The organism is Nocardia carnea (assembly GCF_029869215.1).
Lineage (GTDB): Bacteria > Actinomycetota > Actinomycetes > Mycobacteriales > Mycobacteriaceae > Nocardia > Nocardia carnea_B.
This window is the reverse complement of record NZ_JARWPM010000224.1, coordinates 1-11,445: the sequence shown is the minus strand read 5'-3', so window position 1 is coordinate 11,445 and position 11,445 is coordinate 1. Positions and strand designations below refer to the sequence as shown.

The window sequence follows — 11,445 nt, the reverse complement described above, 5'->3', positions numbered from 1 at the left end:
GGGTGTGGTTTGGTCGTTGTGCGCCGCCGGTGGGTCGGGTGAGGTTCCCCCGGGAGGCCATATCTACCCGGTGTCGGCCGTGTCGCGGGGGGCCGGGCGGCGGCGGGCCCCACAACTCCACCTGAGACATTGCTGCACTGGATGCCACTTCGGAGACGATGGCGTATTCCCACATCGACAAACCCGCTTCACGCAGGATCGGCTCCTCCAAAGCCATCAGATGCGGAACCACGCGAGCCAGCAACGCCGCCAGGTCCGGCTCGTCATGCGATGGGTCACCTGCACCAGTCATGGACAACCTCACCTAGATCCTCTACCGTGGTAGACGATTTGCTCCTACCTGCACATCCAGTGGGCAACCCGCCGGTTCCGCTATCTCCCGCTCTCAGTCGGATCCAGCAGAGGTTGCGCCTGGCAATCCTAGAAGCGAGGACATCTCGTGGACGTATCCGCCTTGCACGCCGTGACCGAAGATCTCGCCGCGCACCTGTCCGAGGTGACCCAGGGAGATCTCGGGCATCCCACCTCGCACGCCTCCTGGGACATCGGTGACCTGTACCTGCACCTGATCGAGAACAACCTCCGAATCGCCGAAGTCGTAGCGGGAGAACCTCCCGCGCGGCAGGCCGTGGCGCCGGATCGCGGGACTCTCGCGAACTCCTTGAATCTGTACGGCGGCGGCCTCGAAGGCGATTACCGGCGTACCGCACGGCACATGGAAGCCGCATTCGCCGCTGTGCTCACCGGCGATACGCTGCGCCGGATCGACGGCGCGGAGGTTGATATCGCAACACTCTACGAGCAGCAGATCAGCAGCGCCGTTGTCCACACCTGGGACATTGCGCAAGTGCTCGGCCTTCCCTATCAACCGCCCGCGGATATCACGTTGCGGGTATTGAACGCGGTGCAATCACGGTTGTCGGCTCCATTCGAGGGGCTGGACAACGAGACCGCCTTCAAGTGGGTGCTCCGGATGTCGGGTCGGCTGCAGGACGCCTGACGGCTATGCAGGTCTTCGCCACCGGAGCGCTCGGCTACCAGGCCGTCTCGGAAGCCGCCGTGCGGACCGATCCGGTCGTATTCGGCGGAATCCGGAACTTGACCTCGAGTATGGTTCAGGTAGCAGGCTTTCGGTCATGACCGCAACAGCATCCGGACGACCGGTCGTCGAAGACACCACAACCGATCACGCTGCCGATATCGCCGCGATCCAACAGTTGATAGCCGATGTAGAGACCGGCTACAACACCAACGATGCCGAACTGATGGTCAGCGGCTTCACGGCGAATGCGTCGGCGGGTAATGCTGTGGGCACGGTGATCACCGGGTACGGCTCTCTGCTCGCGGCTGCCGAACGCGGTCTCGCGGGATTCCTGCAGAACGAGTACGCGCATTACGACGTGAGCGATATCGTTTTCCTGCGTCCAGACGTCGCGGTCGCTCACAAAGTCGCCCGCGCGACCACCGCCGAAGGCGAACTCATCGACCACGACCCCGCGATGGTCGCCCTCTATGTTCTGGTCAAGGAAGGTAGCCGCTGGTGGGTGGCCGCGCGCCACAACACCCCGGTGCCGAAAGCCTGACTTGCCCGCACTGCCTGCGCCCCGGATAGCCGTGGCACTCCACCGGTCTGCAAACCCGGCATTCGTTCTCGTGCACGCCGCCGGGTTCGCGGCGTCCACCACAAGGACTACGCGAGCTGCCCGGCTCAGGCAGGTCACGGTCCTCCACGGGGAGGGCGGAGGCGAACGTCGGCACGGCAATGGCCGACATCGGTGGATCGTTCGCCGACGTTCCTCGATTTCAGCCGGCACCGACGATTGGGATATTGCGGCGGGCCGCCAGGGTTTCGCCCCAGTCGTACAGCGCTTGCAGCACCGGCCGTAGGTCGGAGTCGAGCAACCGGTAGGTCACGGTACTGGGCACTCCGTCGTGCACCGTGCGCTCGACCAGCCCGGCGGATTCCAGTTCGCGCAGCCGCTGGGTGAGCATCTTCTCGGTGATACTCGGTACGCGCCGGCGTAACTCGCTGTAGCGCAACGGTTGTTCTTTCAGATGGCCCAGGAGCACGACCGCCCATTTGCCGCCGATCGTATCCACCGCCAACTCGACCGGACAGGAGTATTCGGTCCGCTGCACACTCACGCACCACAAAGTACGTTCTTGTGTTCCGCTGTCCAAGGGGGTCGACTGGACCCATGATCATCGAGTACATCCGGTATCGGATCACCGATCCCGAGGCGTTCGAGTCCGCCTACCGGCGCGCGGCCGTGGCGTTGCAGTCCTCGCCCTATTGCCGGACTTACGATCTGGCGCGGTGCGTGGACGATCCGGATGTGTACATCCTCCGCTTGACCTGGACATCTGCCGGCGATCATCTGGAGAAGTTCCGGAACAGCCCGCAGTTCCGGGATTTCTTCGCCGAGATCAAGGCCTATGTCTCCGGGATCGAGGAGATGCGGCACTACGAACCGGTCGCGCTCGTCCCTTCACTCTACGAATGGGCCGGCGGCAGCCAGGCATTCGAGCAACTGTTCACAACGTTCTATGCCCATGTCGCCGAGGATGCCGTGCTCGCACCGGTATTCGCGGGTATGCATCCCGATCATCCGAAGCATGTGGCCGCCTGGCTCGGCGAGGTTTTCGGCGGCCCCGCCGTGTACTCCGATCGCCACGGCGGGCATCAGCACATGATCGCGCGCCACCGTGGCCGGGCGCTGACCGAACAGCAGCGCCGCCGTTGGATGAACCTGCTGATCGATACGGCCGATGAGGTGGGGCTGCCCGCCGATGCCGAATTCCGTTCGGCCTTTGTCGCGTACCTGGAATGGGGTACCCGGATGGCGCTGCTCTTCTCCGGCCCGGATGCCCCCGAGTCGGCAGCCGAACCCACACCCCCGTGGGGCTGGGGCGAGGTGCGTCCTTGGCCGCGTCGCTGAGCTATGGCTCCCCCTGCGGGTTGGCGGCCGGAACTGGTTGCCCTGGATATCGACGGAACGATCTGTGCGGAGGGCGGGGATCCACTTCTTTCGCACACGACGATCACCCCTCGGGTGCGCGCGGCGCTCACGGCGATGTTGAGTTCGGGTGTCCACACCGTGCTGTGTACCGGGCGGCCGGTGTTGTCGGTGTTGCCCTTCCTGGGCGAACTCGAGCTGCCGGCCGGTATCGCGATCTGCTCGAACGGTGCGGTCTGGATCGACGCCGCCACTGGTGAGATCGTCCATCACACCATGTTCGACCCGGCCGAACCGGTCGCGGTGCTGCGTGAACTGCTACCGGGTGCGGTCTTCACTGCCGAGGAGCCCGGTATCGGCGACCGGTCGACCGGGCGCACCGCTGAACGCCCGGAGGTCAGCAGCACCGAGCGCGTGGTCGACTTCGGTGAGCTGGTCGCAACGCCTACCACCCGCTTGACCGTGCACTGGCCCGGACGAACCGGCGCCGACCTCGCCGCTGCTCTCGCATCGACACCGATGCCCTGGTTACAGTGCGTGATCAGCCTGGACGGACCGTGGCTGGTCGCCACCGCGCCGGGAGTAACCAAGGCCTCCGCACTGGAGAAACTTCGTATCAGCCTCGATGTTCCCGCCGACCGGACCCTCGCGGTGGGTGACGGTGTCAATGATCTGGAAATGCTGGCCTGGGCGGCTCACGGGGTAGCCATGGGCCATGCGCCCGAAACCGTTCGGGCCGCAGCCGACGAAGTCTGCCGATCGGTTTCCGAGGACGGTCTCGCCGAACTCTTGACCCGGTGGTTCTGAGACTCCGCCCGGTAACCGGTTGGCTGTACGTCAGTCGAGTAGTTCTTCGGCGTGATTGATCTCCAGGGCTCGCCGCAGCCATTTCTGCAGCTGGTCCAGGTCCTCGCAGGAGGTGACCGTTTTCCGCACCCGGTCCGTTACATCGATTCCGCGGGCGTCGAGGACGGTCAGGATCGATTCGGCTTCGCCTTGCGCTCGCCCTTCGGCTCGGCCTTCGGCGACGTACCTGCGAGCGAAGTCGCTGGTGAAGTTGTAGTCACGCAGACCGGTGGACATAATTGCCTCCCAAGCAGGACGAACAGCGCGCGGCAGCATCGTCAGGATGAAGTCATGGTATCGCAGGGCGGGGTCGTCTCCGAGAGTTCGGAGGCCCACCGCCAATGCCCGCCAAATCTGGGCGTGGTCAGGGTGCTGCGGATGGGCCACTGCGGACAGTACCGCCAGTTCCGGGAGCTCGGTCGCCACCTCCGGGTCGGTGACCACCGGGACTGCTGAAGGATCCAGGACCAGTGGTGCCAATGTGGTGGATGGGTTGCCGTACCCGAATTCCAAAGGCTGCGCCGCCCACTTCGCAGTCCGCGGGTCCGGGCAAACGGTCAACAACAGCACCGGGCACCTCATTCGCGCCCGCAGTGACGCGGTGTACACCGGCCATGACCACAGCTTGTCCGGGTCGCGGCGTAGCTGGATTTCCACCACCACCGCCAGCACGGTGTCGCCGCCACGGGGATCACCACTTCATGCGGGGTCGAGGGCATGACCCGCAAAGTAGCGTTCGGTACCGACAAGGAGTCGGCGTGGTCACCCGAGGTCCGCCGCACGATCGGGCAGACCTCGAGCGACTTCGGTCAGCTCGCCGATTCGGTGCTTTGGGGGAGCGCGGCGAGGGTGCCGATCCGGGACACCGCGTCGGCGACGATGCGGTCGATGAGTTCCTGGCAGGTCGGCAGGTCATTCAAGATGCCGCTGACCTGGCCGGATGCCAGCACACCGGCTTCGGTGTTTCCCTCGACCAGTCCTGCCCGCAGCAGCATCGGGGTGTTGGCCGCCATGATCACCTGCGACCAGGTGAGATCCTTGGCTTTGCGCATGGCGAGGCCGTCGCGGACGATGGTCGACCATTTCATGCCGGTCATACTCTTGAACTTGGTCGCGTTGCCGACTGCCGCGGTGAGTCCGCGGATGCGGCCCGAATTCTCCAGTTTCTGGACGAGTTCGGTATTCAGCACGCGGTGTGGCATACCGTCGACCTTTGTCGACACCACGGTCTCGCCGAGTTGCCGGCGCAGGTACTCCTGTTTCACCGAATCCGGGACGCTGCTCTCCTGGGTGAGCAGGAAGCGGGTCCCCATGGCGACGCCCGCGGCGCCGTAGGCGAGGGCGGCCGCCAGGCCGCGGCCGTCGAAGAAACCGCCGGCCGCGACCACCGGGATATCGACCGCGTCCAGGACCGACGGCAGCAGCAGGGTCGTGGCGACCGGGCCGGTGTGGCCGCCGCCTTCACCGCCCTGGACGACGACCGCGTCGGCGCCCCAGGACGCGACCTTCACCGCGTGCTTGGCGGCGCCGATCGACGGGATCACCACCACGCCGGCGTCTTTCAGCTTGGCGATGAGATCCTTCTTCGGCGCCAGCGCGAACGAGGCGACCTTGACGTTCTCGCGGATCAGCAGGTCGATCCGCTCTGGTGCATCGGAGGCGTCGGCCCGGATGTTCACGCCGAACGGTTTATCGGTCTGCGCCTTGGTTTTGGCGATGGCCGTTTCGAGCTCGTCGTAGGTCATGGTGGCCGAGGCCAGAATGCCCAATCCACCTGCGTTGGAGGTGGCCGAGACCAGGCTCGGGCCCGCCACCCAGCCCATACCCGTCTGCACGACGGGATGTTCGATCCCGACGAGTTCGGTCAGCGGGGTCCGCAGCCGGGGAGTCACTGCGGGATCTCCCGGTCGCGAATGTTCTTCGGGTCCAGGACCTCGCGGATGATGCGCAGCTCTTCGTCGGTCGGCAGCCGGGTTTCCCCGGCGGTGTCCAGCTCCGCGATCTCGAACGAGGTGTTCTCCGCGACCTCCTCGGCCGTCACACCGGGATGCAGGCTCAGCGCCCGCATGGTGTGGTCCGGGCCGTTGAAATCGAAAACGCCCAGGTTGCTGACCACCCGGTGGATATGGTGGAAGCGGAAGGCGGGGTTTTCCGGGTCGACCTTGTCGTAGCCGACACCGGCGACGATATCCACCTTCTCGCCGAATACCCGTTTGCTGTGCCGCCCGACCCAGTAGCTGGTCGGATGGTTGATGGTGTTACCCGGGGCGCCGCGGACACCGAACATCTGCCGCGTCGGGTGCTGCAACGGACCGAAAGCGGACAGGTTCTGGTTGCCGAATCGGTCGATCTGGTTGGCGCCCATCACCACATGGCGGCGGCCGGAGGCGAGCACATCGAAGACCTTGCGGAACGGGATCCAGCCCTCGATCGGTGCCTTACCGCCGATCGGCGGGGTTTCGGCGAGGAAGAACGCCTCCCCGTCGGAGATCAGCAGATCGGGTTCGAAGGTGAGTTTGGCCAGCCGCGCGCCCAGTTGCGCCATCGGCGACATGGGGCTGGCGAAGATCTCGCCCGCGCCGCGGAAGATCTCGGCGCAGGCGATCGCGCACACCTCGGCCCGGGTGCTGGTTTCGGTGCTGGTCACCGCTCCTCCTTGAATCGCGCGACGGCGGCCTGGTAGTCGTCCTCCGAGCCGCTGAGGTAGGTGTCGACGAAGGTCTGCCAGGTTTCCGGCGACCCGGCGGCTTCGACATAGTGGCGCTGGAATTTCTCGTCTCGGCCGTAGCTTTCGCCGCCGAGGGTGAAATGCGCGCCGTTCGGGGCTTCGGCCACCGCGTCGACCATCATGCGGTTGAGCAGCAAGGATTGCGGGGGAACCGTTTTCACCAGTTCCTCGGTGTCCACGATCCGCTCGACCGAGAGATAGCGCTTCTCGGCGGCCATGCAGAACAGGTCGTCCATATAGGGGTCCACGCCTTGGTACGCGGCATTGCCGTGCGCGTCACCGAGGTTCAGGTGCACCAGCGCCGCGTCGAGGTTCAGCGCCGGCATGGCGATCAGGGTTTCCGCCCGGCCGTCGGGGCCCGGATACGGCGAGGTGACGGTCTGCAGTTCACCGTCCCAGAAATTCGGTACATCCGAACCGAGACCCGCGCGGATCGGCAGGAACGGCAGTCGGGCCGCGGCCGCCTCGAGCCCGCATTTGAGCATGCCCTCGTCCATTTCCCGGGCGACGATCTGCCCCGAGGTGCGCGCTTTGGCGAACCAGGGGTCGTAGAACGGCGCCGAATCGAGGGAGACGAATCCGTAGTAGGCCTTGCGCACCTTGCCGGCCGAGAGCAGCAGGCCGAGATCGGGACCGCCGTAGGTGACCACCGTCAGATCGGTGACATCCGTTCGCAGCAGCGCCCGCACCAGGGCCATCGGCTTACGCCGTGAACCCCAGCCGCCGATCCCGATGGTCATTCCGCTACGCAGTTCACCGACGATCTCGTCCAGTGATTTCCGCTTGTCTCGCATGTTCTTCCGTTCCACCACTTTCGACGATCCTCCGGATCGGTATCAGTTCTTGTCCTTCTGTGCCGCCAGGTCCGCGTCGAAGCGGTCGCGGATTTCGTCCGAGGCTCCGGAGAGGTTCAGTTCGAAGGTGAAGCCCTGTTCGAAGCGGTAACTGCGGTGCACGTCCTGCAGGTCGATACCGTTGAGGGCGCGTTTGGCAGCCCGGATCACGCGGCCGTCCTTGGCCGCGATGTCCTTGGCGACGTCGAGCGCGGCGGCGTCGAGTTCGGCCCGCGGGACCACCTTCAGCACCGACCCGTAATGGTGCAGTTGCTGTGCGGTGGCCGTGCTCGCGGTGAAGAACAGCGCGCGCATCAGATGCTGCGGAACCAGCCGGGCGAGGTGGGTGGCGGCGCCGAGCGCCCCCCGGTCGACCTCGGGGAGCCCGAAGGTCGCGTCGTCGGAGGCGATGATGATGTCGGAGTTACCGACCAGGCCGATCCCGCCGCCGAGGCAGAAGCCCTGTACCGCGGTGATCACCGGGACGGGGCAGTCGTATACCGCGGCGAAGGCTTCGAAACAGCCGTGGTTGGCGGCGATCAGCGCTTGATGCCCCGGGGTGCGCTGCATTTCCTTGATGTCGACGCCGGCGTTGAAGCCCCGGTTCTCCGCGCGCAGCACCACCACCCGGGTCTGCGGGTCCCGCCCGGCGGCGCGGATCTCGTCGGCGAGGGCGAACCAGCCGTCCGAAGGTATGGCGTTGACCGGCGGATAGTCGACCGTGACCACGGCGATACCGGCGGATTCCGTATGGCGGGTGATCCCCATCGCGTATCCCATCTCGCATCTCGAGCGTCTTGGCTAAGCAAGCAATTGCTTGGTAGGTTAACACGGTGGCACTCGAAATCGACCTGTCCGATCGCGTCGTTCTGGTAACCGGGGGCGTCCGCGGTGTCGGTGCCGGTATCAGCCGGGTCCTGCTGTCCGCCGGTGCGACGGTGGTGGCCTGCGCGCGCCGGCCCGCGGAGACACCGGTCGAGGTGGACGGGCGCGCGATCGACTTCCTGTCCTGCGATGTGCGCGACGCGGAGGCGGTGCGGGCAATGATCGACGAGATCGTGCGCCGGTACGGCCGCCTCGACGACGCGGTCAACAACGCCGGTGGAGCGCCCTACGCGCTGGCGGCCGAGGCCAGCCCGAAATTCCACACCAAGATCATCGAACTGAACCTGCTGGCCGCCCTGCACGTCGCGCAGGCGGCGCACGCGGTGATCGACCGGCAGGAAAACGGCGGGTCGATCGTCAATATCTCCAGCCTCAGCGGCCACCGGCCCTCACCCGGTACCGCGGCCTACGGCGCGGCCAAGGCCGGTGTCGACGCGCTCACCGTTTCCCTCGCCGCCGAATGGGCGCCGCGTGTCCGGATCAACTCGCTGGTCGTCGGCGCGGTGGAAACCGAACTCAGCGAACTGCACTACGGCGATGCCGACGGTGTGGCCGCGGTCGGGAAAACCATCCCGATGGGCCGGCTGGCGCGCCCCGAGGACGTCGGCAACGGGGTGGCCTTCCTGCTCTCCCCGCTCGCCGGATACATCAGCGGCGCCACCCTGCAGATCCACGGTGGCGGCGAACCGCCGGCATTCCTCTCGGCTGCCAACGCCGCCCATTCCACTACGTAGTTACGACCATCGACGATAGGAACGGATATGGCAACCGAGGGCATCTGCGCCGGACGGACCGTCATCATCACCGGGGCCGGCCGGGGTATCGGCCGGGCGCACGCGCTGGCGTTCGCGGCCGCGGGCGCGAAGGTGGTGGTCAACGATATCGGCACCAGCCTCAGCGGTGAGTCGACGGCGGAGACCCCGGCCGAACAAGTGGTGAGCGAAATTCGCGCGGCCGGCGGCGAAGCCGTGGCCAACGGCGACGATGTGGCGAGCTGGGATGGTTCGCAGCGATTGATCCAGCAGGCCGTGGACACCTTCGGCGGGCTCGACGTACTGGTAAACAACGCCGGTTTCGTGCGGGACCGCATGCTGGTCAACCTGGGCGAAGACGAATGGGATGCCGTGGTGCGGGTCCATCTGAAGGGCCATTTCGCAACCATGCGGCATGCCGCCGCGTACTGGCGGGCGGAATCGAAGGCGGGGCGCACGGTCGATGCCCGCATCATCAACACCAGTTCCGGGGCCGGTTTGCAGGGTAGCGTCGGCCAGGGCAACTACGGCGCCGCCAAGGCGGGTATCGCCGGGCTCACGCTCACCGCGGCAGCCGAATTCGCGCGGTATGGGGTCACGGTGAACGCCATCGCGCCCTCGGCGCGCACCCGGATGACGGAAACCGTATTCGCCGACATGATGGCCAAACCGGACGAGGGTTTCGATGCCATGGCACCGGAGAACATCTCGCCCATCGTGGTGTGGCTGGGCAGTCCGGAATCTGCCGGGGTCACCGGACGGATGTTCGAGGTCGAAGGTGGCCGGATCGCCCTGGCCGAAGGGTGGCGGCACGGTGTCCCGGTGGACCGCGGGAACCGCTGGGATCCGGCCGAACTCGGCCCGGTCGTCGCCGAACTGATCGCGAAAGGCGCCCAACCGGAACCCGTCTACGGCGCGTAATCACTTCTTACCGGTGCCCGGCCTTGCGTCTGTGGGGCCGGGCACCGGCTCCGGCGCCGGGACGGCGGTGTGCGAGCCGTTCGCGTTCGCCACTGATGATCGGCGGTCGTCGGCCGGTGTTCGCCGAGCCGGTGCGAGGCTGCATCCGATCGGCCCCAGCTACCGGTTGCCGGTTCCGGCAGCTGTGACAAATCCCATTCCCGACCGGTCTGCCGGCATGGGATCAGGCCGCTCTACCTGCGGTTCAGGTGGGGGCCACCGCGCTCTCCCGGCTTTGTTATGCGCCGGTCAGAGCGCTGGTTTACCATGGGCAACCATCTGTTCGTTCTGCCCGGAAGGCGTCACCACCGGGGGATCCGCAATACCGATCGAGGGGATGGCTGGCGCATGGCCGTTGGTCGCAGCAAGCGATTACTCGCAGTAGCCGGGGCAGCAGGTTGCCTGGCGCTACTCGGGGGGCCGGGATACGCCACCGCCGAACCGGGACGGGCTCCCGTGGTGGAGCAGGGCCCGACAGGCAGCGGCGAGGGGGGCCCGCAGCCGAAGCCGCCCGCCCACAACGGGCCGGATTCCGGTAACCACGGACCGCTCGTGATTCCGGGCAACCCCGGCCCTGCCGCCGGCGCCGACGGGCCGCAGGCGCCCGATCCCGGGATAGCACCCGGCCTGGGCACCGGCAGTGCGGGCTCGCCGGCACCGGCGGAGGATCGTCCGGGGTCCGCGGGCGAGCCTGCCGTTCCGCCGGCCGCCGCGCCCGAGCCAACCGCCGGTATCCCCGGGGCGCCGGGCGCCGCAACCGGGAGCAGCGGCCCGGAGACCGGTGGTGTGGCGGAGTGGCAGCCCCTGAACATTCCCGGCCGTGGTACCGCGGCCGAAACCGCGGAACAAGCGGAACCGCAAACAGTTACGGCACCGTCGCCCGACCCCGCTCCGATCGCCGAACCTTTCGGTCTGGGCACCGCGCTGGGCACGATTCTCGCCACCGGTTCCGCAGCCGTCGGTTCGGCCGCGATCGCACCGCTGGCCGTCACCGGTTCCGCGGCAGCGGGTACCGGGTCGGCCGCGCTGGGTACGGGTTCGGCAGCGGTCGGTTCCGCCGGTGTGGGCGTCGGGGTGACCGGTTCGGCTGCCCTCGGCACCGGATCCGCCGCGCTGGGCACGGGTTCGGCAGCGGTGGGATCGGCGGGGGCTGGTGTACTGGGTACGGGCTCGGCTGCGCTGGGTTCGGCCGGGGTCGGGGTACTCGGCACCGGTTCGGCGGCCCTCGGTTCGGCCGCCGTCGGTTCCGCGGGCACAGGCTCGGCCGCCGCGGGTTCCGCCGCGACCGGTTCGGCCGCGCTGGGCTCCGCCGGCGTGGGTTCGGCCGCACCGCTCCTGCTTCTTCTCCTGCCCGTGCCGCCGGTGCCGCCGGCACCGGTCGGGCCGCCACTGGCGCTCCCGGCGCCGGGTGGCGGCGGTGCGGGCGCCGGTGGCGGCGCACCGAGCGCGGTGGATGTCGCGGTCGGTGCGGGTCTGCCCGGGGC

The 11,445-nt window shown here is 67.2% G+C and carries 12 protein-coding genes and 2 pseudogenes; 7 read left to right on the top strand and 7 right to left on the bottom strand.

From position 1 onward, the window contains the following. A pseudogene (locus QH276_RS15620) lies at positions 1-292 on the bottom strand (hypothetical protein); the annotation flags it as partial. A 147-nt stretch (positions 293-439) separates the two neighbouring features. Here QH276_RS15620 and QH276_RS15615 point away from each other — a divergent pair. Both QH276_RS15615 and QH276_RS15610 read left to right on the top strand, forming a co-directional pair. Further along, positions 440-1,000: a maleylpyruvate isomerase family mycothiol-dependent enzyme gene (locus QH276_RS15615; RefSeq protein ID WP_280398838.1), complete on the top strand. Its 561-nt coding sequence runs from the start codon at positions 440-442 to the stop codon at positions 998-1,000. A 136-nt stretch (positions 1,001-1,136) separates the two neighbouring features. Then, on the top strand, positions 1,137-1,583 hold the full coding sequence (locus QH276_RS15610; protein WP_280398837.1) for an SgcJ/EcaC family oxidoreductase: 447 nt from the start codon (positions 1,137-1,139) through the stop codon (positions 1,581-1,583). A gap of 220 nt (positions 1,584-1,803) precedes the next feature. On the opposite strand, the gene QH276_RS15605 is transcribed toward QH276_RS15610, so the two are convergent. After that, complete coding sequence (locus tag QH276_RS15605; RefSeq protein ID WP_280398836.1) at positions 1,804-2,145, bottom strand: winged helix-turn-helix transcriptional regulator; 342 nt, start codon at positions 2,143-2,145, stop codon at positions 1,804-1,806. Between the two features lie 53 nt (positions 2,146-2,198). Here QH276_RS15605 and QH276_RS15600 point away from each other — a divergent pair, with 53 nt between their 5' ends. Next, complete coding sequence (locus QH276_RS15600; protein WP_280398835.1) at positions 2,199-2,939, top strand: group II truncated hemoglobin; 741 nt, start codon at positions 2,199-2,201, stop codon at positions 2,937-2,939. Between the two features lie 3 nt (positions 2,940-2,942). Next, the gene (locus QH276_RS15595) at positions 2,943-3,764 is read left to right on the top strand and encodes an HAD family hydrolase (protein ID WP_280398834.1); all 822 of its coding nucleotides are present in this window, start codon (positions 2,943-2,945) and stop codon (positions 3,762-3,764) included. A gap of 30 nt (positions 3,765-3,794) precedes the next feature. Here the strand turns inward: QH276_RS15595 and QH276_RS15590 are convergent, their stop codons facing one another. The 5 genes from QH276_RS15590 to QH276_RS15570 form a co-directional block, all read right to left on the bottom strand. Beyond that, complete coding sequence (locus tag QH276_RS15590) at positions 3,795-4,466, bottom strand: hypothetical protein (RefSeq protein WP_280398833.1); 672 nt, start codon at positions 4,464-4,466, stop codon at positions 3,795-3,797. A 146-nt stretch (positions 4,467-4,612) separates the two neighbouring features. Continuing rightward, the gene (locus tag QH276_RS15585; RefSeq protein ID WP_280398832.1) at positions 4,613-5,695 is read right to left on the bottom strand and encodes an NAD(P)H-dependent flavin oxidoreductase; all 1,083 of its coding nucleotides are present in this window, start codon (positions 5,693-5,695) and stop codon (positions 4,613-4,615) included. Next, positions 5,692-6,450 carry a CoA-transferase subunit beta gene (locus QH276_RS15580; RefSeq protein ID WP_280398831.1) on the bottom strand — a complete coding sequence of 253 codons (759 nt, stop codon included), beginning with the start codon at positions 6,448-6,450 and terminating at the stop codon, positions 5,692-5,694. The genes QH276_RS15585 and QH276_RS15580 overlap by 4 nt, the downstream gene beginning before the upstream one ends. Beyond that, positions 6,447-7,325 carry a CoA transferase subunit A gene (locus QH276_RS15575; protein ID WP_280398839.1) on the bottom strand — a complete coding sequence of 293 codons (879 nt, stop codon included), beginning with the start codon at positions 7,323-7,325 and terminating at the stop codon, positions 6,447-6,449. Before QH276_RS15575 ends, QH276_RS15580 begins: the two co-directional genes overlap by 4 nt. Before the next feature lie 42 nt (positions 7,326-7,367). After that, the gene (locus QH276_RS15570; RefSeq protein ID WP_280398830.1) at positions 7,368-8,132 is read right to left on the bottom strand and encodes an enoyl-CoA hydratase family protein; all 765 of its coding nucleotides are present in this window, start codon (positions 8,130-8,132) and stop codon (positions 7,368-7,370) included. A 65-nt stretch (positions 8,133-8,197) separates the two neighbouring features. On the opposite strand from QH276_RS15570, the gene QH276_RS15565 reads away from it, so the two are divergent. The 3 genes and pseudogenes from QH276_RS15565 to QH276_RS15555 form a co-directional block, all read left to right on the top strand. Then, a complete protein-coding gene (locus QH276_RS15565; protein WP_280398829.1) occupies positions 8,198-8,983 on the top strand; it encodes an SDR family oxidoreductase in 786 nt (261 codons plus the stop codon). Between the two features lie 27 nt (positions 8,984-9,010). Continuing rightward, a complete protein-coding gene (locus QH276_RS15560; protein ID WP_280398828.1) occupies positions 9,011-9,922 on the top strand; it encodes an SDR family oxidoreductase in 912 nt (303 codons plus the stop codon). 825 nt (positions 9,923-10,747) lie between these two features. Further along, positions 10,748-11,445 (top strand): annotated as a pseudogene (locus QH276_RS15555) (hypothetical protein); the annotation flags it as partial.